The sequence below is a fragment of the Nonomuraea corallina genome (assembly GCF_027620315.1).
GTDB classification, from domain to species: domain Bacteria; phylum Actinomycetota; class Actinomycetes; order Streptosporangiales; family Streptosporangiaceae; genus Nonomuraea; species Nonomuraea corallina.
In genome coordinates, this window is record NZ_JAPNNL010000149.1 from 1 (window position 1) to 18,180 (window position 18,180).

Sequence of the window (18,180 nt, forward strand, 5' to 3'; positions counted from 1 at the left end):
AGGCCGCCACGGGCGGCGGCATGGACGCGCCCGTGGTCGGCATGACCGGCTGCGGATGCGGATGCGGCGGCTGGCCTGCCGCGATCCTGCGTGCGGCGTCGCTCATCGCCCTGGCGTTCGGGAAACGCCGCGCGGGGTCCTTGGACAGCGCCTGCTCCACCAGCGCGCGCACCGGCGGCGGGATGTCGGGAGGCAGCGGCGGGGGCGCCTCCCTGATGTGCTTGAGCGCGATCGTGACGGGACTGTCGCCGTCGAACGGCCGCTGCCCCGCCAGGCACTCGTAGGCGACCACGCCGAGCGCGTAGATGTCGACGGCGGGGGTGACGGGCGCGCCCTCGGCCTGCTCGGGCGCGCAGTAGGCGGCGGTGCCGAGGACCATGCCGGCGTCGGTGAGCCGGTTGCCCAGGTCGGAGCGGGCGATGCCGAAGTCGGTGAGCACGAGCGTGCCGTCGCGCTGCACGAGCAGGTTGCCCGGCTTGACGTCACGGTGGACGATGCCCCGGTCGTGCACGGCCTGCAGAGCCGACGCGGCCTGCGCGATCAGCTCCATGGCCGGCTGGGGGGCGATCCGGCCCAGGCGGGTGAGCAGCCGGTCGAGCGGCTCGCCGTCGACGAACTTCATCACCAGGTAGACGGTGTCGCCGCTGACGCCGTAGTCGTAGACGTCGACGACCCCCGCGTGGTTGATCGTCGCCATCGCCCGCGCCTCGGCCTGGAACCGGGCCAGGAACCCCGGGTCCTGCATGCGGCCCGGGAGCAGCACCTTGACGGCGACGGTCCGGGCCAGGACGGTGTCCTCGCCGCGCCAGACCTCGCCCATGCCGCCGGCGCCGATGCGGGTATCCAGACGATACCGCCCAGCCAGCGTCGTCCCTTGGGCCACCATGACTTCCCCCGCTACCCCTCTGCCTCTCGAACCGCGCCCACCCCAGGGTTCTCCAACAAAGCGAACTTGTGTCGCGGTGAGGTAACGCGGAGGTCACGGAACTCCGAGAGTGTACGACTCACCTTTCTCACACGCGACACAAATGCCACAAGCCGTACAAACCCTATCCTGCGGCCTCGGGGCCGCGCTTGTCCCCGTTTTCGGCCAGATCACGATGCCCGCACCCCACCACTAGGCTGGACCACATGACGCTCGCTCCGGGTCTCCGCTCCCAGCTGCTCACCATGGTCGAGCGGAGCGACACCGCGGCCAAGATCGGCAGTGGCGACCTGTCCGTGCTCGCCACCCCCCGCCTGCTGGCCCTGGCCGAGCAGGCGACCGTGCAGGCCGTCGCCGCCCACCTCGCCCCCGGCCAGACCTCGGTCGGCACCCGCGTCGAGCTCGAACACCTGGCGGCGAGCCCGGTCGGGGCGCACGTCGAGATCGGCGTCGAGCTGACGGCGGTCGACGGCAGGCGTCTGACCTTCGGCTTCCACGCGCGCGACAAGGACACGCTCGTCGCCCGCGGCACGATCGAGCGGGTCGTGGTCGACCGCGACAGGTTCATGGCACGCGTCACTCGATGACGGCGATCAGGTCGCCTTCCTGGATCACGTCGCCCTCGGCCACCTTCAGCTGGGCCACCACGCCGTCCTCCTCGGCGAGCACCGGGATCTCCATCTTCATCGACTCGAGGATGACCAGCGTGTCGCCGTCGGAGACCGCCTCGCCCTCCTTGACGACGACCTTCCACACGTTCGCCACCATCTCCGCACGAACTTCAGCCACCGCGACTCCCCTCTACGAAATGATCCAACAATGTCATGCGGGACCGCCGCCACGCATCCGCGCGACGAGACCCGTGTCGTAGTCGCCGCTGACGAACTCGTGGTGCTCCAGCAACTCCGCGCAGAACTCCAGGTTGTTCTTCGGGCCCTCGACGGCGAAACTCGCCACCGCCTTGCGGGCCCGCTCCAGCGCCTCGGTACGGGTCTCGGCATGGACGCACAGCTTGGCCATGAGCGGATCGTAGAACGGCGTCACCGTATCGCCGGCCGCGTAACCGGAGTCGACCCGTACGCCGTCGCCGACCGGCTCGTCCCACACGGTGATCGCGCCGGGCCCCGGGAGGAAGCGCCGGGGGTCCTCGGCGTAGACGCGGAACTCGATCGCGTGGCCGACCGTCACCGGCGCCACCTCGGGGCTCTCCCCTGCGGCGATCCGCAGTTGCAGCTCCACCAGGTCGAGCCCGGTGACCAGCTCGGTGACGGGGTGCTCCACCTGGAGCCGGGTGTTCATCTCCAGGAAGACGAAGTCCTGGGCGTCGGCGTCGACCAGGCACTCGACGGTGCCGGCGCCGAGATAGCCGACGGCCTCCCCCGCCCGCACGGCCGCCGCCAGCATCCGCTCGCGCAGCTCGGGGGTGAGACCGGGGGACGGTGACTCCTCCACCACCTTCTGGTGGCGGCGCTGCACCGAGCAGTCGCGCTCCCCCAGCGCCACCACCTTGCCGCCGGGCAGGCCCAGGATCTGCACCTCGACGTGGCGGGCCCGCTCGATGTAGCGCTCCAGCAGGATGGCCGGCCCGGCCAGCGCGTCGCCCGCGCCGCCCGCCGCCGCGGCGGCCGCGAACCGCGCCGCGGCCCTGGACGCCTGCTCGAACGCCTTGGCCAGCTCCCGCTCGTCACGGGCCACGCTCATGCCGATGCCGCCGCCGCCCCCGGCGGTCTTGACCATCACCGGGTAGCCGATGTCCCGGGCCGCCGCCAGCGCCAGGTCCAGGTCGGTGGCGGGCTCGCGGGTGCCGGCCGCGACCGGGACCCCGGCCGCCTCCATCAGGTTACGGGCGTTGATCTTGTCGCCCATGCGTTCGATCGCCTCGGGCGACGGCCCCACCCAGGTCAGCCCGGCGTCGATCACGGCACGCGCGAAGCCGGAGTTCTCCGACAGGAACCCGTAACCGGGGTGGACCGCGCGCGCACCGGTCGCCCTGGCCGCGTCCAGCACCTTGGCGGCGTCGAGATAGCTCTGCGCGGGAGCGGCAGGGCCGATCGGCACGGCTTCGTCGGCCTCGCGCACGAACGGCAGCCCCGCGTCCGCCTCCGAGTGAACCGCGACGGCCCGCAGCCCCAGCCGCTTGACCGTACGAATGATCCGACGAGCGATTTCTCCCCTGTTGGCGACCAGAACGGGCCCCAGCGACTCAATCAGCACGGAGCAACCCTACGACCGGCACACTCGACACCCCGTTCCTCCGAAACCACCGATCCTCACCGACGGATCTGTAGGATTCCTACAATGGCGGGCGCGCGGCGACCCGCGGGCCGCCCGCCGGACTGCGTGACCCCTACAGCCTCATGACCCCTACAGCATCCCTACAGCCGCAGCAACGGCCGCCCCGCCGCCCGAGCCAGCGCCTCCACCGCTTCGGCGTCGTAGGCGACGCCCGCGCCCGACCTCAGCCGTTCCAGGGCCGCGCTCGCCCTGTCGCGGTCGGTCGACCCGCCCAGCAGGTCGTCGTAGGCGTTGACCACCTTGATGATGCGGCTGGCGAGCGGCGGGTCCTCGCTCACCGGATCGCACTGACGGCTCACCAGGTCGGCCACCCGGTCGAGCACGCCCGTCTGCCTGATCACCTCGGCGCCCAGCTCGGCGATGCGGCGGGCCTGGTCGGGCTCGGCCAGCACGGTCGCGCCGCCGGGGATGGGGTCGCGCAGCGAGAGCTGGCCGATGTCGTGCATCAGCGCGGCGTACTCCAGCTCCAGCAGCTCCGGCTCGGCCATGCCCAGCTCTCTGCCGACGGCCACGGCCAAGCGGCTCACCCGGCGCGAGTGGCCGGGCTCGACGTAGCCGCCGACCTCGGTGACCCTCGACAGGGCGCGCACGGTCTGCAGATAGGTGGCGCGGATCCCGGCGTACTTGCGGAAGGCCACCTGGGTGACCAGCAGCGGGGCCGCGAAGACGAGCAGCGCCACCAGGTCCATGCTGTGTGTGGCGAGCGCCAGCAGCACTCCTGAGGAGGCCACCGCGGCGCCGAGCGGGAAGGCGACGTTGAGCTCGTCGCGCACCGCCACCCGGAACGCCGTGCGCACCTGCTCGGCCCTGAGCATGGCGGCGATCAACACGTCGATCAGCAGCATCAGGACGATCAGCACCACCATCACGCCGAGCGCGGGCCACCAGGTGCCGCCCTCGCCCTGGGTGAGCCGGTAGAGCGGGTCGGCGAGCGGCCGGAAGGCGAAGGCCAGCAGCGCGCCGGTGAGCAGGCGGCGGGCCATCGCGTCCAGCCGGGGCGGCCGGCCGACGGCCAGATGGGGCAGCGCGCCCGCGATCATGCCGACCGCGATCACGGCGACGACCTGGAGGGCGGAGTGGCGCAGCGGGTTCTGGCTGAGGTCGAGCAGCAGCGTGTAGCCGAGCGCGGCGGCGGCCCCGATGGGGGCGACCTCCCGGTTGCCCGGCATGGTGAGCCGGGCCAGCTCACCGGCCGCGATCAGCGCGCCGAACCCGACGGCGACCTCCGGCCGGTCGAGCCCGGCGGACGAGATGTGGCCGATCCCGGCCACGGCGACGGCGCCGGCGGCGCAGACGAGCAGCATCTGGCCGGTGCGGAGCCGCGGCAGTCCCCGGAGTCCCCGGCTCACTGCCCGGTCACCACCTGGATGGGCATGGTCGGGTCGTCGTGGTCCTTCGTGAGGGTCTCGGCGGCGTCGGGCGGCGGCGGGTCGAGGCGCCGCGGCGGCTGCCACGGCTCGCGCTCCAGCGCCCGCACGAACGCGGCCACCATGACCGGGTCGAACTGGCTGCCCGCCCCCTTGCGCAGCTCCTCCACGGCCACGCTGACGGGCCGGGCGCCGCGGTAGGAGCGGTCGGAGGTCATCGAGTCGAAGGCGTCGGCCACGGCGATGACGCGGGCGAACTCCGGGATCTCGTCCCCGGCCAGCCCCATCGGGTAGCCCTTGCCGTCGTGGCGCTCGTGGTGGTGCATGATCCCGGCGAACGCCTCGTCGAGGAAGTCGATGCCCTGCACGATCTCCAGCCCGCGCATCGGGTGGAGCTGGATCGCGGCGAACTCCTCCTCGGTGAGCGGCCCGTCCTTCTGCAGCACCTTGGTGGGCACGCCCAGCTTGCCGACGTCGTGGAGCATGCCGGCGTAGCGGATGGCGCGCATCCGTTCGGTGCCCATGCCGATCTCCTCGGCGATCATGCCGGACGCGAGCGACACCCGGGTGCAATGGCCCCTGGTGTAGTAGTCCTTGGTCTCCACCGCCTGGCACAGGGCCGCGATCGTGGCGTCGTACGAGCGCTGCTGCGCGTGGTACTGACCGAACGCCCAGCGGGCCACGAAGAGCGGCACCAGCACCAGCACCGCCGAGATCGACTGGATGGTCGCCCACAGCCCGGCCACCAGGAGCCCGAACGTGCCGTAGCCGAAGTAGGACAGCAGGAACTGGGTCAATCCGCCCAGCGGCATGCCGGCCGGCCTGACGCGGGTCGCCAGCCGGACCATGGCGAGCGTGAGCAGGATGTTGAGCGGCACGAACACCGCGGTCGCGCCGACGTACGGGGCGATGAGGTCGTCGAACGCGTGGACCTCCGGCACGCCGATCGCCCCGCCGAGCCAGACGTAGACGACCCCGGCGGCGTAGCCGCAGATGGCGAACTGCGCGCCGTTGAAGACGCGCTTGACGAGCGGCAGCCCCGGGCGCACGCTGAGCATGGCCGTCAGCCCCACGAGCGCCGCGCCCTCGGGCCCGATCAGGACCACGGCGGCCAGCGCCGCCGAGAAGCTGACCGACACGGCGAAGTGCTCCACGGTGAGCAGGGTCGGCATCGACTCGCACACCAGGAACAGGAGCATGAGGACGAGCAGGACGTCGTAGTTGCCGGCCAGGTCCGGTCCCCCGGGCGCGACGGCGCCCCATCCGATGAGCCCGGTCACCGCGCCGATCAGGGCGATCAGGTAGACCCTCGCGGGCCACGGCAGGTCACGCATTGCGGCCCCCCTCGCGCGATCAGATCCAGGAGACACCGGGGGGCGCCGCGCCACCCGCCAAGAAAATGATCACAGGAGTGATGAGCACGACGGCCGTGAACAGCCGGGCGATCAGTGGCTTCAGCATGCGCTCGCCTCCTCGTCGACTTCTGAGGCTCACGCTACAGAAGTCGCGGCCCGCAGACCGGCCGAGTCGCGAATCGCAAGCAAAGCGTAATCGAACAACTACCTGTGGCGACTCCGGGCCCACTCGACCGTGAGCTTGATCCCCGCGGGCAGGTCGATCCGCGGCTCCCAGCCGAGGCCCTGGTAGGCGGGCACCGGGTCGACGGCCATGGCCGGCAGGTCGCCGGGGCGCGGCGGGGCGAAGCCCGGCTTGTCGGGCACGCCGACCGCGTCGGCGATCAGCGTGTGGAGTCTGCGGTCGGTGGTCTGGATGCCGGTGCCGAGGTTGAACCGGCGGCCGTCGCCGTCGGAGCCGCACGCCCGGACGAAGCCCTCAACGACGTCGTCGACGTGGACGTAGTCGCGGGTCTGCGTGCCGTCGCCGTAGACGACCGTGGGCGCGCCGGTGAGCAGCGCGTCGGTGAAGATCGACACCACGCCGGCCTCGCCGTCGGGCGACTGGCGCGGCCCGTAGACGTTGGCCAGCACGAGCGTGGTGTATTCCATCCCGTGCAGGCCACGGAAGGCGGACAGGTAGATCTCGCCGCTGAGCTTGGAGGCCGCGTAGGGCGAGCGCGGGTCGGTGGGGGCGTCGCCGGGCACCGGGATCGTCTGGGGCCTGCCGTAGACGGCGACGGAGGAGGCGAACACCACCTTGCGCGCGCCGCCCTCGCGGGCGGCGGCGAGCACGGCCGCGGTGCCGGTCACGTTGAGGCTGGCGTCCGCCACCGGGTCGGCGACGCTCCTGCGCACGCTGATCTGCGCGGCGAGATGGCAGACGACCTCCGGCCGGAGCTCGGCCGCGAGCGCGACGAGCGCGGGGTCGCGGATGTCGACCTCGTGCAGCCGCAGCCGGCCGGTCCCGGTGGCGTGGGCGAGGTTGTCGCGGTCACCCGACGACAGGTCGTCGACGACCGCTACCTCATGCCCCTCGGCGAGCAGGCGGTCGACGAGATTGGACCCGATGAATCCGGCACCTCCGGTGACGAGCACGCGCATGAGGTGATCCTAGTCGGACAGCTCGGCCCTGACTCGCGCGATACGCGCCAGCACCTTGTCGCGCAGGTCGCCGGGGATGGGGTCGCAACCGCACTTCCTGGCCACCAGCTGCTTGATCGCCTTGTCCAGGTCGTACTCTTCGAGGCAGGGGCCGCACTCGTCGAGATGCACGCGGATCTCGGCGACGTCTCCGGCGGTCAGCTCGCCGTCGAGATACTCGTAGACCCGGTCGAGGACGTCACGACAGTCGGTCTCATGCGGCTTGCCACAGCTCATTTCGATCCCTCCGTCGGGACCAGGCCCCTCTCACGAGCGTAGTCCTCCAAATGACCGCGCAACTGCCTGCGCCCGCGGTGGAGCCTGGACATCACCGTGCCGATCGGAGTGCCCATGATGTCGGCGATCTCCTTGTACGGGAAGCCCTCGACGTCGGCGAGGTAGACCGCGATCCTGAACTCCTCGGGCAGGGCCGCCAGGGCGTCCTTGACGTCGCCGTCGGGGAGGTGCTCGAGCGCTTCGACCTCGGCGGACTTCAGCCCGCTCGAGGTGTGGGAGCCCGCCCGCGCGAGCTGCCAGTCCTCGATCTCCTCGGTGCCGGCCTGCTTGGGCTCGCGCTGCTTCTTGCGGTAACTGTTGATGAACGTGTTGGTGAGGATCCGGTAGAGCCAGGCCTTGAGGTTGGTGCCTTCCTGGAACTGGTGGAAGGAGGCGAACGCCTTGGCGAAGGTCTCCTGCAACAGGTCTTCGGCGTCGGCGGGGTTTCTGGTCATCCGGAGCGCGGCCGAGTAGAGCTGCTCGAGGTAGGGCATGACGTCGCGCTCGAACCGCTCGCCCCGCTGCTCCAGAGTCTCCGCGCCTGTCGCGGGCACCGGACCCACCCCCCTAAGATCACCAGTGACCGCCCGTGACGGAACACCGTACTCAGGGGAGGATACCCGTTCGCCGGTGACCGGCCGGTCGCCGGGGACGGCGTCGAGCAATGTGAGCATGCTCGTCGCAACACGCCCGTGCCCCCGTCTGTTCCCGCAAGATAGAAGGTGACGAACAACCCGGTGCGGGGAAAACCATTCGTACCGGCTGGTAGCCATTTCCCGGAACTCAGGAGTCGCGTGTGCTGCCCATTCCGGCCGAGGAACTGAACGGCTCAGGAACGCTGGGGCCGTACTGGACCTTTTACCACGCCGTCGTCGCCGAGCAGCTCAGCAGATGGCTCCCCGCCGACCCGTCCGTCGTCCTCGACCTGTCCGGCGGGCGCGGCCGCTGGTCCAGCCAGGCGGCGCGAGCGGGGCACCGGGTGATCGAGGTCCTCGACTTCCGCCGCACCGCCGAGGGGGGCCGGCTGCGCGACGCGGGGCTGGTCCGCCACGTGCGCGCCGACGACCTGTCCTTCCTGCCCGACGAGAGCGTCGACGCGGTGGTGGCCGAGGAGCGCGCGATGTCGATCGAGCTCATGGCGGAGTCGGCGATGAGCGACGTGGCGCGCGTGCTCAAGCCGGGCGGCCGGGCCCTGGTGTGCGTCGACTCGCTGGTGCTGGGCATGGCGATCCTGGCTGAGCAGGGCCAGTGGCAGCACCTGCGGCAGACCGGGGAGGTCATGCTGGTGCCGTGGCCCGACGGCAGTATCACCCGCTGCTTCAGCAGCACGCAGCTGCGCGAGCTGCTGACGGGCGCCGGCCTGGAGGTCGAGTGGGTGCGGCCGCGCACGGTGCTGTCGCCCTCGACCGTCGACCACGTGCTCGGCTCCGACACCCGCACCCTGTCCTACCTCGTACGCACCGAACTCGACGCGCGGCCGGACGAGGACGACACGGTCGGCATCCACCTGGTGGCCAGCGCCCGCAAGAGCTGAGCGGTCAGCGCCTGCGCTCGCGCTTGCCCTGGCACTGCACGCACCGGGCCGCCTCCGGACGGGCCTCCAACCGGCCTTCCGGCACCTGCCCGCGGCAGTCGACGCACTGCCCGTAGCTGCCTTCGTCCAGCCTCTTGATGGCGTCGATCACCGCTCTGCGCTGCGTCGTGGCGACGGTGAGCATCGCCCTGGTCCGATCGGCGTCGGTCAGGTCGGAGCCCGCGTCGGCGGCGGAGTGCTCCCGGATCGCCACCGGGTCGCCCTGGAGAACCCCGATCGATCGGTCGAGTTCGGCGAGCATGTCTTCCAGTCGCTCACGAGCGGTCGTGACGTCCACGGCTCCGCACCTCCGGGAAAGTGGGGGCAGCCCGCGGTGGGAGTCCCCGACAATCCCGCGCGGTGCGATAAGGGGCATGGGGTAAGCGGTGACACCCCGTGAACGGATGCCATGCTTTCCTCACCGGATGCCCGCTTCGTGCACTCCTTACACCTTCAGTGCGGAGCGCTTTACCCGTCCTCAGGGAGGGGTTCGATGAGGCCGGGGCCGTTGTTCCTGACGTTGTTGACGTCGGTGCTCACGGGATGGGCCGTGAGCCTGCCCGGCTGGGCCGGCACCAGCAGCCGCTGGGCCTGCGCGGTGTCGGTGACCTGGGGGTCGAGCCATTCGCCCCAGCGCTCCCGTTCGATCATCATCGGCATGCGGTCGTGGATGCGGCCCAGCTCGTCCTCGGCGTTCGTGGTGATCACCGTGCAGGTGACGAGCCACTTCAGCGGGTCGTCGTCGGCGCGGTTCGGGTCCTTCCAGAACTCGTAGAGCCCCGCCATCGCCAGCACCCCGCCGTCGGACGGGTGGATGAAGTAGGGCTGTTTCTTCTTCTTGTCGCCCTCGACCGGCATCCACTCGAAGTAGCCGTCGGCCGGCAGCAGGCAGCGCCGCTTGGCGAACGCCTGCCGGTAGGACGGCTTCTCCGCCAGCGTCTCGGCCCTCGCGTTGATCATCCTGGACCCGACCGACGGGTCCTTGGCCCACGCGGGCACCAGCCCCCACTTGACCACGCGCAGCTGCCGCACCGCCCGCTCGGCGTCCTTCGGCACCCGGCTCAGGACGGCGTAGACGTTCTTGGTCGGCGCCACGTTGTAGTCGGCGCCGAGCTCCTTCTCAGGGTCGGCGTCCTGCTCCACCTGGAACTCCTCCAGGAGCTGGTGCTTGTCGCGCGCCGACGCGTATCTCCCGCACATGACTCCCACACTGCCACGTTCGTCTTTCGCTCGCATGTACGAGTCGTACGCGTGCCGCGGATTCCTCGCGTTCCTGGAGCGGCGTGCCGGGCCAGTAGGCTTTGACCATGCCCGACGTCCACTGGCCCGCCCCGCACGCCGACGCCCCCGTCACGGCGTCCGTCTCGCTGCCCGGCTCGAAGTCGGTGACCAACCGGGCGCTGGTGCTCGCCGCGCTCGCCGACGGCCCCGGGGTCGTCCGGCGCGCGCTGCGCAGCCGTGACGCCGACCTGATGGCCGGCGCGCTGCGCGCCCTCGGCGCCACGCTCACGACCTCGGCCGAGACCGCATCCGGCGTCGACTACACGGTCACCCCGGGGCCCGTCCGCGCCGGCGCGCGCGTCGACGCCGGGCTGGCCGGCACCGTCATGCGGTTCGTCCCGCCCGTGGCCGCGCTCGCCGACGGGCCGGTGACCTTCGACGGCGACCCGCACGCGCGCAAGCGGCCGATGGGCCCGATCCTCGGCGCGCTGCGGGCGCTGGGCGCGCGGGTCGACGGCGACGCGCTGCCGTTCACCGTCCACGGGCCGCTCACCGGGGGCGAGGTCACGCTCGACGCCTCGGCCTCGTCGCAGTTCGTCTCCGGGCTGCTGCTGGCGGCCGCGCGGTTCGAGAAGGGGGTGGTGGTCCGCCACGCCGGGCCGCCGGTGCCCTCGCAGCCGCACATCCGGATGACGATCCACATGCTCCGCACGGCCGGAGTCCGGGTGGACGACGGCGAGCCCGACGTGTGGCGCGTCGAGCCGGGGCCGATCGCGGCCCGCGAGTGGGTGGTGGAGCCCGACCTGTCCAACGCGGCTCCGTTCCTGGCCGCCGCCCTCGTCACCGGCGGCACGGTGACGGTCCCCGGCTGGCCGCTGGAGACCACCCAGGCGGGCGACGCGCTGCGCGACCTGCTCGCCCGGATGGGCGCCGGCGTCCGCCTGGAGTCCCGCTCCGCCGAGGCCGCCGACCTCGTCGTGACCGGCACGGGCGAGCTCGCCGGGATCGACGCCGACCTGCGCGAGGTGGGCGAGCTGACCCCGACCGTCGCCGCGCTGGCCGCGCTCGCCGGCACGCCGAGCCGCCTGCGCGGCGTCGCCCACCTGCGCGGCCACGAGACCAACCGGCTCGCCGCGCTGGTCAACGAGATCAACCGGCTCGGCGGCGACGCCGAGGAGACCGATGACGGCCTGGTCATCCGCCCCCGCCCGCTCCACGGCGGCCTGTTCCACAGCTACGACGACCACCGCATGGCCACGGCCGGCGCGGTGATCGGCCTGGCGGTTCCCGGCGTCGAGGTGGAGAACATCGCGACGACGGGTAAGACCCTTCCGGAGTTCGCGCGGATGTGGTCCGCCATGCTGGGCGGCCGGTGACCGCCGTGCGCGAGTTCCTCCGCCATCACGGGGTATGCGGGCCTTCCGGACGAGGCGGCGAGGTCATGGGAGCGGATCGCTGAGAAGGCGGGAGTACGACGAGGACGACGTGCGGGTCAGGCCGGGCAAGGGCTCCAGGCCGCGGACCCGCATCCGCCCTGCCCACGAGGACGCGGAGCAGGGCTTCGTGGTGGCGGTCGACCGGGGCCGCTACACCACGCTGGTGGAGGCCAAGCGCAAGCAGCAGCGCCGCCTGGTGGTGGCGATGAAGGCGCGCGAGCTGGGCCGCAAGGGCATCGTGGTGGGCGACCGGGTGGCGCTCGTGGGAGACGTCTCCGGCAGGCCCGACACGCTGGCCAGGGTGGTGCGGGTGGAGCCGCGCACGTCCATGCTGCGGCGCTCGGCCGACGACACCGAGGACACCGACGGCATCGAGCGGCCCGTGGTGGCCAACGCCGATCAGCTCGTCATCGTGACGGCGCTGGCCGATCCGCCGCCCAGGCCGCGGATGATCGACCGGATCCTCGTGGCGGCGTTCGACGCGGGGATCGAGCCGCTGCTCTGCCTGACCAAGTCCGACCTGGCGCCTCCCGACGACCTGGTGGCCCAGTACGCGCCGCTGGGGGTGCCGCACGTCGTGGTCCACCGGGGCGGTTCGCTCGACGAGCTGCGCGAGCACCTCAAGGGGCGTCTCAGCGTGCTGGTCGGACACTCGGGAGTGGGCAAGTCGACGCTGGTCAACGTGCTCGTCCCGGACGCCAACCGGGCCGTCTCCCAGGTGAACGCGGTCACCGGCCGCGGCCGCCACACCTCCACCTCCGCCGTCGCCCTGGAGCTGCCCGAAGGCGGCTGGATCATCGACACGCCGGGGGTGCGCAGCTTCGGGCTGGCGCACGTCTCGGTGGAGACCGTGCTGGCGGCGTTCCCCGACCTGGTGGAGGGCACGCTCACGTGTCCCAAGGGCTGCAGCCACCTGACGGAGGGCTGCGCCCTGGACTCCTGGGTGGCGGCCGGTCACGCCGATCTGGCCCGCCTGCGGTCGCTGCGCCGCCTGCTCGCCAGCCGCGAGGGCTCCCTCGACGACGCCCCCGACCAGCCCGCGGGCCCCGTCCCGGAGCGCTGACCGCACACCCTCCCGGTTCGGGCGGGCGCGCTGGTCAGGGCCACCCTCCGGGCGGGTTCCCCGGTTCGGCCGGGCCTCAGCCTGACGGGCGCAGGGTCCAGGAGACGGTGAGGGCGGCCACCGGAGTGCCCTCCTCGTTGCGCACCTCGACCTCGACGTCGAACTCCGGCCGCTCCCCCGCGTCCAGCCGTGCCACCACCTCGTCGCGGGAGGCCAGCAGCCGCGCCGACGCGACGATCTCCCCCTTGGCCAGGTTGAAGTAGCGGACCGTGGAGGTGGCGACCAGGGGCACCGCCCGGCTGAGCTGGTCGCCGAAGGCCGTGAGCATCGCGGCGCCGGACGCCGACTCGGCCAGCGTGAAGAGAGCTCCCGCGTGCGGTCCGCCCACATGGTTGTGCAGGTCGGGCCGGTCCGGCAGCCGGCAGACGGCGCGCCCGTCGGCCGCCGAGTCGAAGGTGATGCCGAGGGTGCGGGCGAAGGGCACCGACTGGATCAGCAGATCGCCGATGTCATGGGGCATGGTCGCATGCTACTAGCCAGTAACCAGGAAAGCGGCAGTATCGGAAAAGCCGCCGCGACTGACTGATGTCCGGCACGGGCGGCACGGTAGCGTGACACCTCGTGCAGGGATACCACGATGACCTCCGCCTCGCCCACGTCATGGCCGACGCCGCGGACGACCTGACGATGCGGCGATTCAAGGCGGTCGACCTCAAGGTCGAGACCAAGCCGGACCTCACCCCGGTCAGCGACGCCGACCGGGCCGTCGAGGAGGCGATCCGGGGCACGCTGCGCCGCGCCAGGCCGCGCGACGCGGTGGTGGGCGAGGAGTTCGGCACGACCGGCTGGGGCGCCAGGTCGTGGATCATCGATCCCATCGACGGCACCAAGAACTACGTGCGCGGCGTGCCCGTCTGGGCGACGCTGATCGCGCTCATGGAGTACGGCAAGGTCGTGGTCGGCCTGGTGTCGGCTCCGGCGCTGAGCCGCCGCTGGTGGGCGGTGTCCGGTGGCGGCGCGTGGACCGGCAAGAGCCTGACCAAGGCGAGCCGGATGCGCGTCTCGTCCGTCTCCTCCCTGGAGGACGCCTCCTTCTCCTATTCCAGCTTCGGCGGCTGGGAGGAGACGGGCCGCCTCGGCGGCTTCCTCGACCTGGGCCGCGCCTGCTGGCGGACGCGCGCGTACGGTGACTTCTGGTCGCACATGATGGTGGCCGAGGGCTCGGTGGACCTTTCCGCCGAGCCCGAGCTGTCCCCGTGGGACATGGCGGCGCTCACCGTCATCGTCGAGGAGGCCGGCGGCCGCTGGACCGACACGACCGGCGCGCGCGGCCTGGAAGGCGGCAGCCTGGTGTGCACGAACGGGCTCCTGCACGACGAGGTCATCGCGCGGCTCAACGCCTAGATCGCGAGCACCTCGCCCACGGCGTCCATCAGCCCGGCGCGGTACGAGCCGCCGAACAGCACCACGTGCACGAGCAGCGGATGGAGCTGGTGCAGCGGCACCCGCTCCCGCCAGCCGCCGGCGAGCGGCGCCACCTCCTGGTAGGCGCCCAGGATCCGGTCCAGGTACGGAGCTCCGAACAGCGCGAGCATGGCCAGGTCGGTCTCCCGGTGACCGCCGTGGGCCGCGGGGTCGACCAGCACGACCCGGCCGCCGGACCACAGCAGGTTGCCGCTCCACAGGTCGCCGTGGATGCGGGCGGGCGGCTCCGGCTCCCCTGCGACCTCGGCGAACCGCTCCACCGCCCGGTCGATGAGCGCCAGGTCACCGGACGGCAGCCGCGCCATGCGGGCGAACGGCAGCACCCGCCGCTCCGCGTAGAAGGCCGGCCAGTCGCCGGCCGGCGTGTTGTCCATCGGCAGTTCGGCGATGAATCCCGGCCACGGCGCGCCGAAGGCGTCGGCCCCGGCGAGGTGCATCCGCGCCAGGTCACGGCCGAACCGCTCGGCCGCGGCGGCGGACGGCCGTTCCTCCTCCACCCACGACAGGACCAGCCGGTCGGGCCCGGCCTCGATCACCTCGGGCACGGCGACGACCTCGCCCAGCCAGCGCAGCCCGGCCGCCTCGGAGGCGAACACCCGGGAGGCGGCGCCCGCCTTGACGAACACCACCCGCCCGTCGTCCAGCACGCCCCGCTGCAGCCGCCAGCCGTGCGACCGGCCCAGCTCCTCAGTCGATCTCATCGGCGATGTGCTTGGCAATGCCCTGAGAGGCGCTCTCGACCAGGGAGAGCACCTCCACGAACCCCTCGTCGCCGCCGTAGTACGGATCGGGCACCTCGGCGCCGGAGGGAGCCTCAGGGTCGAAGGAGCGGAACAGCCGCACCTCCACGCCAGGAGGCGCCATCCGGCTGAGGAACGCCGCGTTGTCGCGGTCCATGGCCAGCACCAGGTCGTAACGGTCGAACCAGTCGCGGGTGAACTGCCGGGCGACATGCCGGGATCCGTCGTACCCGTGAGCGGCGAGCACCCGCATCGCCCGCTGGTCCATCGGGCCGCCGGCATGCCAGCCACCGGTGCCGGCGCTCTCCACGATCACCCGCTCGCCCAGCCCGTGAGCGGCCAGCACCGAACGGAGCACGGCCTCGGCCATCGGGGAGCGGCAGATGTTGCCCATGCAGACCACGCACACGCGGTAGGTCGGAGATGTCATGTCTCTATCGTGACCCCTCCCCCCGACCACACGTCACCCCGGGGCGCACCGGACCTTCATCATGCCGGGCAGCGCCGGAAGGACTTCATGATCCGCTCCGCGACGCCTTCGACGGTCGCGATGCCGTACCCGACCTCCGGGCCGCCCTCGGTCAGCACGGCGATCGCGTAGTCGTGACCGCCGCCCCGGATCAGGCCGGCGCTCACGACGGCCCAGCGTTCCGTGGACACCCGCTTCAGCCAGCCGTTCTTCAGCGCCACCTGATCGCCCCGGCACCGCGCGGCGCTGATCCCCCAGTTCTGCCCGTCGACGACCTCGCCCATGAGCCGGAGCACCCGCCCGCGATCGGCGGCGCGCAGGGGACTCCGCTCCGACACCAGCGCCTGGACCAGCCGGACCTGGTCCTCGGCCGAGGTCCGGGTGATCCCCCAGCAGTACAGGTCGACGCAGGTGCCGGGGACGCCCTCGGTATGCCGCAGGCCGAGCTTCCTGCCCGCCGCGGTGAATCCGGAGGCCGCGCCGATGCGCGGCCAGAGCCGGTCGGCGGCGTGGTTGTCGCTGTAGCGGATCATGATCCGCGCGTCTCGCCTGACCGACGCGGACAGCTTCTGCCAAGGGGTACGCAGGAGCAGCGCCATCAGGATCTGAACCTTGGCCGTGCTCGCAGTGATCATCGTACGGCGAGGCTGATAGCCGTAGACGCGGCCGGTGGTGAGATCCTTGACCAGGGCCGTGACCGGGCCGGGCCGGGTGGCGAGGTAGCGGTCGAGACGCCGGGTGATCTTCGAGGCGTCGATCCGGCGCACCTGCTCGACGGTCCCGGCGTCGCCCTCCTCATCCCTCCCGCCGGTCTCCTCCGCCCGATCGGGCCGCCCCGCCGTCCCGGTCACTCCGGAACGGCCTTCGCCGGGACGGCCCGACGGGCCGGTCTCTCCGGAACGATCTTCGCCGGACAGGTCCGACGGGCCGGGTCCTTCGGGGCGGTCTTCCTCATGGCCGACGCCCGGCAAGCCGAGCTCATCGAGGTCTCCCGGCTCCCCGAACAGGTCCGGGATGACCGGTGGCCCGAGCGCTTCGGGCGAGCCCCGATCCGGAGCCCGGGCGCGGGCGGGACCGGAGGCCGTGGCGAACGCCGGCGCGGCCAGCAGGCTCCACAGGACCACCAGCGCCGTGATCAGCCGAGGTAACCCGCCGCGCGGCCCCGCGATCAGCCGTGGCAGAACGCCACGTAACCCCGCGATCATCCATGCATTATCACGAAGACCGCACGACGCCGCTAGACGCGGTGGCGCTCCCCAGCCAGCAGCCCGGCGATCGAGTCGTCATCGCACGTGGCCCAGAACCCGCCGACGACGTCCTCCAGATGGGCCAGCGACTCGGCCGCGAACAACACGTCCTGATATTTCGTGATGTCGTAGTGGGTCGTTCCCATGGCGGCCACGTCCAGCGGCCGGATGTCCATGCCCCGGAACTCCTCGATCTCCCCGTACGAGGAGAGGATCCCCGCCCCGTAGGCCCTGAGCTCCCCGGCCTCGCGCATCACGCCGAACTCCAGCGTGAACCAGAACACCTTCGAGACGAACTCCAGCGCCTCCTCGCCCTCCACCCGCCGCGCCGCCTCGCCGGCCAGCCGGTAGAGCGCCGCGTACCGGTCGCTGGCGAGCGCGTTGGCGTGACCGATGACCTCGTGCACGACGTCCGGCTCCGGCGTGTAGAACGGCACGGAATGGTGCCGGATGTACTGCGTGGAGTGGAAGTACCCCTCCGCCAGCACACCGTAGAACTCCCGGAGCGGCACCAGCCCCGCGGCGGGCAGGTAGCGAAAGCCGGTGAGCGGCTCCAGCAGCTCACTGACCTCCTGCAGTTGCGGGATCCTGGTCTCGGGGAGCCCGAGCCTGGCTGTGGCGTCGAGATACTCGGCGGTGGCGTACTTGCGATGCTTGATCGCCAGCTCACGGCTGACCAGGGCCCAGACCTCGTGCTCCTGCTCGGTGTACTCAGCCACCGGGATCGGCGTGCCTCGCCGGTAGCCGACGGCCAGGGCGGCGATCGCGTTGCGCCGCGCCCGATACACGGAATCCGCGAACCCGGGGTGCGACGCGGCCAGCTCGACCACCACCGACCCGTCCTCCTGGGTCGCGACCGGGGCGAAGTACTGTGCTTCCTCGAACATGCACCAGATGACAGCAAGTCCCGGCCGATCTGGCAAGAGCCACCAGTTTCGCTGCGCGATCCGCTCAATTTCGTATGATTAATAGCGATATTCCTGGTCGAATCGCTCAGCCTTTGAGGAGCCCTCGTGGACGATCTCGACGCTCGGCTGCTGGTGACCATGCGCGCCCACCCCCGCATCGGCCTCACCGAGTTGGCCCGCCGACTCGGCGTCGCCCGCGGCACCGTCCAGGCCCGCCTCGACAAGCTCATCGCCAAGAAGGTGATCGCCGACTTCGGCCCCACGGTCGATCCCGCGCGCGCCGGGCATCCGATCCTGGCCTTCGTCTGGCTCCAGATCGCCCAAGGGCGCCTGGCGGAGGCGGTGGAGACGCTGAGAGCGGTGCCGCAGATCCTCGAGGTGCACGGCACCAGCGGCCAGCACGATCTGCTCTGCCGGGTGGTCGCGAAGAGCACCGACCACCTTCAGGAGATCATCGCCGACATCCTGACGTCCCCGGCGGTGCAGCGCACCGACACCACGATCACCCTGTCGACCCAGATCCCCTTCCGGATCGAACCGCTCCTTCTCCACCCCTGAAAACGCGCCCCGGAATGCTCCGAAAACTCTCCAGAAACGCGGAAAGGCCCCGAGCATCAAGCCCAGGGCCTCCCCAACTC

General features: G+C 71.7%; 21 protein-coding genes. 6 read left to right on the top strand and 15 right to left on the bottom strand.

All coding sequences use genetic code 11. From position 1 onward, the window contains the following. On the bottom strand, positions 1 to 886 hold an 886-nt coding region (locus OUY22_RS28180), incomplete at its 3' end, for a serine/threonine-protein kinase (protein WP_270158208.1). Positions 887 to 1,131: 245 nt separating this feature from the next. Between OUY22_RS28180 and OUY22_RS28185 the strand changes: the two genes are divergently transcribed. Further along, entirely contained in the window at positions 1,132 to 1,512 is a 381-nt protein-coding gene (locus tag OUY22_RS28185; protein WP_270158209.1) for a thioesterase family protein, read from the top strand. On the opposite strand, the gene OUY22_RS28190 is transcribed toward OUY22_RS28185, so the two are convergent. From OUY22_RS28190 to OUY22_RS28220, 7 genes are all read right to left on the bottom strand, one after another. Continuing rightward, positions 1,502 to 1,714, bottom strand: a complete 213-nt coding sequence (locus OUY22_RS28190; RefSeq protein WP_270158210.1) for a biotin/lipoyl-binding carrier protein — start codon at positions 1,712 to 1,714, stop codon at positions 1,502 to 1,504. The two genes, OUY22_RS28185 and OUY22_RS28190, sit on opposite strands and share 11 nt — an antisense overlap. A 33-nt stretch (positions 1,715 to 1,747) precedes the next feature. Next, a complete protein-coding gene (locus OUY22_RS28195; RefSeq protein WP_270158211.1) occupies positions 1,748 to 3,139 on the bottom strand; it encodes an acetyl-CoA carboxylase biotin carboxylase subunit in 1,392 nt (463 codons plus the stop codon). 161 nt (positions 3,140 to 3,300) lie between these two features. Then, positions 3,301 to 4,524, bottom strand: a complete 1,224-nt coding sequence (locus tag OUY22_RS28200; protein WP_270158228.1) for an HD-GYP domain-containing protein — start codon at positions 4,522 to 4,524, stop codon at positions 3,301 to 3,303. 41 nt (positions 4,525 to 4,565) lie between these two features. Further along, complete coding sequence (locus OUY22_RS28205) at positions 4,566 to 5,921, bottom strand: HD-GYP domain-containing protein (protein WP_270158212.1); 1,356 nt, start codon at positions 5,919 to 5,921, stop codon at positions 4,566 to 4,568. Between the two features lie 225 nt (positions 5,922 to 6,146). After that, positions 6,147 to 7,085, bottom strand: a complete 939-nt coding sequence (locus tag OUY22_RS28210; RefSeq protein ID WP_270158213.1) for an NAD-dependent epimerase/dehydratase family protein — start codon at positions 7,083 to 7,085, stop codon at positions 6,147 to 6,149. A 9-nt stretch (positions 7,086 to 7,094) separates the two neighbouring features. Then, positions 7,095 to 7,361: a mycothiol system anti-sigma-R factor gene (rsrA, locus tag OUY22_RS28215; RefSeq protein ID WP_270158214.1), complete on the bottom strand. Its 267-nt coding sequence runs from the start codon at positions 7,359 to 7,361 to the stop codon at positions 7,095 to 7,097. Beyond that, positions 7,358 to 7,963 (bottom strand): sigma-70 family RNA polymerase sigma factor, encoded by a 606-nt coding sequence (locus tag OUY22_RS28220; RefSeq protein ID WP_270158215.1) that lies wholly within the window; start codon positions 7,961 to 7,963, stop codon positions 7,358 to 7,360. The genes rsrA and OUY22_RS28220 overlap by 4 nt, the downstream gene beginning before the upstream one ends. Before the next feature lie 233 nt (positions 7,964 to 8,196). Between OUY22_RS28220 and OUY22_RS28225 the strand changes: the two genes are divergently transcribed. Further along, positions 8,197 to 8,934 (top strand): class I SAM-dependent methyltransferase, encoded by a 738-nt coding sequence (locus OUY22_RS28225; RefSeq protein WP_270158216.1) that lies wholly within the window; start codon positions 8,197 to 8,199, stop codon positions 8,932 to 8,934. A gap of 4 nt (positions 8,935 to 8,938) precedes the next feature. On the opposite strand, the gene OUY22_RS28230 is transcribed toward OUY22_RS28225, so the two are convergent. After that, on the bottom strand, positions 8,939 to 9,271 hold the full coding sequence (locus OUY22_RS28230) for a TraR/DksA family transcriptional regulator (RefSeq protein ID WP_270158217.1): 333 nt from the start codon (positions 9,269 to 9,271) through the stop codon (positions 8,939 to 8,941). A gap of 170 nt (positions 9,272 to 9,441) precedes the next feature. Continuing rightward, entirely contained in the window at positions 9,442 to 10,173 is a 732-nt protein-coding gene (locus OUY22_RS28235) for an SOS response-associated peptidase (RefSeq protein WP_270158218.1), read from the bottom strand. Between the two features lie 107 nt (positions 10,174 to 10,280). On the opposite strand from OUY22_RS28235, the gene aroA reads away from it, so the two are divergent. Both aroA and rsgA read left to right on the top strand, forming a co-directional pair. Further along, a complete protein-coding gene (aroA, locus tag OUY22_RS28240) occupies positions 10,281 to 11,570 on the top strand; it encodes a 3-phosphoshikimate 1-carboxyvinyltransferase (protein ID WP_270158219.1) in 1,290 nt (429 codons plus the stop codon). A gap of 34 nt (positions 11,571 to 11,604) precedes the next feature. Continuing rightward, positions 11,605 to 12,693 carry a ribosome small subunit-dependent GTPase A gene (rsgA, locus tag OUY22_RS28245; RefSeq protein ID WP_270158220.1) on the top strand — a complete coding sequence of 363 codons (1,089 nt, stop codon included), beginning with the start codon at positions 11,605 to 11,607 and terminating at the stop codon, positions 12,691 to 12,693. Positions 12,694 to 12,769: 76 nt separating this feature from the next. On the opposite strand, the gene OUY22_RS28250 is transcribed toward rsgA, so the two are convergent. Further along, positions 12,770 to 13,213, bottom strand: a complete 444-nt coding sequence (locus tag OUY22_RS28250) for a DUF4442 domain-containing protein (protein ID WP_270158221.1) — start codon at positions 13,211 to 13,213, stop codon at positions 12,770 to 12,772. Between the two features lie 101 nt (positions 13,214 to 13,314). On the opposite strand from OUY22_RS28250, the gene hisN reads away from it, so the two are divergent. Then, positions 13,315 to 14,097 (top strand): histidinol-phosphatase, encoded by a 783-nt coding sequence (hisN, locus tag OUY22_RS28255; protein WP_270158222.1) that lies wholly within the window; start codon positions 13,315 to 13,317, stop codon positions 14,095 to 14,097. Here hisN and OUY22_RS28260 read toward each other — a convergent pair. The 4 genes from OUY22_RS28260 to OUY22_RS28275 are packed head-to-tail and all read right to left on the bottom strand — an operon-like array spanning position 14,094 to position 17,521. Next, positions 14,094 to 14,879: a fructosamine kinase family protein gene (locus tag OUY22_RS28260; RefSeq protein WP_270158223.1), complete on the bottom strand. Its 786-nt coding sequence runs from the start codon at positions 14,877 to 14,879 to the stop codon at positions 14,094 to 14,096. The genes hisN and OUY22_RS28260 overlap by 4 nt on opposite strands. After that, positions 14,866 to 15,348 carry a low molecular weight protein-tyrosine-phosphatase gene (locus OUY22_RS28265; protein ID WP_270158224.1) on the bottom strand — a complete coding sequence of 161 codons (483 nt, stop codon included), beginning with the start codon at positions 15,346 to 15,348 and terminating at the stop codon, positions 14,866 to 14,868. The genes OUY22_RS28260 and OUY22_RS28265 overlap by 14 nt, the downstream gene beginning before the upstream one ends. Positions 15,349 to 15,407: 59 nt before the next feature. Beyond that, positions 15,408 to 16,592: a serine hydrolase gene (locus OUY22_RS28270; protein ID WP_270158225.1), complete on the bottom strand. Its 1,185-nt coding sequence runs from the start codon at positions 16,590 to 16,592 to the stop codon at positions 15,408 to 15,410. 32 nt (positions 16,593 to 16,624) lie between these two features. After that, positions 16,625 to 17,521, bottom strand: a complete 897-nt coding sequence (locus OUY22_RS28275; protein WP_270158226.1) for a phenylalanine 4-monooxygenase — start codon at positions 17,519 to 17,521, stop codon at positions 16,625 to 16,627. A 126-nt stretch (positions 17,522 to 17,647) separates the two neighbouring features. On the opposite strand from OUY22_RS28275, the gene OUY22_RS28280 reads away from it, so the two are divergent. Further along, positions 17,648 to 18,100 carry an Lrp/AsnC family transcriptional regulator gene (locus OUY22_RS28280; protein ID WP_270158227.1) on the top strand — a complete coding sequence of 151 codons (453 nt, stop codon included), beginning with the start codon at positions 17,648 to 17,650 and terminating at the stop codon, positions 18,098 to 18,100. Positions 18,101 to 18,180 lie beyond the last annotated feature (80 nt).

What these genes read in the sequence shown, in the direction of transcription:
- OUY22_RS28250 (WP_270158221.1), bottom strand. Translation starts at nt 13,213, where the DNA reads ATGCCCCATGACATCGGCGATCTGCTGATCCAGTCGGTGCCCTTCGCC.
- rsgA (WP_270158220.1), top strand. Translation starts at nt 11,605, where the DNA reads ATGCGGGCCTTCCGGACGAGGCGGCGAGGTCATGGGAGCGGATCGCTG.
- OUY22_RS28185 (WP_270158209.1), top strand. Translation starts at nt 1,132, where the DNA reads ATGACGCTCGCTCCGGGTCTCCGCTCCCAGCTGCTCACCATGGTCGAG.
- OUY22_RS28200 (WP_270158228.1), bottom strand. Translation starts at nt 4,524, where the DNA reads ATGCTGCTCGTCTGCGCCGCCGGCGCCGTCGCCGTGGCCGGGATCGGC.
- aroA (WP_270158219.1), top strand. Translation starts at nt 10,281, where the DNA reads ATGCCCGACGTCCACTGGCCCGCCCCGCACGCCGACGCCCCCGTCACG.
- OUY22_RS28265 (WP_270158224.1), bottom strand. Translation starts at nt 15,348, where the DNA reads ATGACATCTCCGACCTACCGCGTGTGCGTGGTCTGCATGGGCAACATC.
- OUY22_RS28235 (WP_270158218.1), bottom strand. Translation starts at nt 10,173, where the DNA reads ATGTGCGGGAGATACGCGTCGGCGCGCGACAAGCACCAGCTCCTGGAG.
- OUY22_RS28205 (WP_270158212.1), bottom strand. Translation starts at nt 5,921, where the DNA reads ATGCGTGACCTGCCGTGGCCCGCGAGGGTCTACCTGATCGCCCTGATC.
- OUY22_RS28270 (WP_270158225.1), bottom strand. Translation starts at nt 16,592, where the DNA reads ATGATCGCGGGGTTACGTGGCGTTCTGCCACGGCTGATCGCGGGGCCG.
- OUY22_RS28210 (WP_270158213.1), bottom strand. Translation starts at nt 7,085, where the DNA reads ATGCGCGTGCTCGTCACCGGAGGTGCCGGATTCATCGGGTCCAATCTC.
- rsrA (WP_270158214.1), bottom strand. Translation starts at nt 7,361, where the DNA reads ATGAGCTGTGGCAAGCCGCATGAGACCGACTGTCGTGACGTCCTCGAC.
- OUY22_RS28260 (WP_270158223.1), bottom strand. Translation starts at nt 14,879, where the DNA reads ATGAGATCGACTGAGGAGCTGGGCCGGTCGCACGGCTGGCGGCTGCAG.
- OUY22_RS28275 (WP_270158226.1), bottom strand. Translation starts at nt 17,521, where the DNA reads ATGTTCGAGGAAGCACAGTACTTCGCCCCGGTCGCGACCCAGGAGGAC.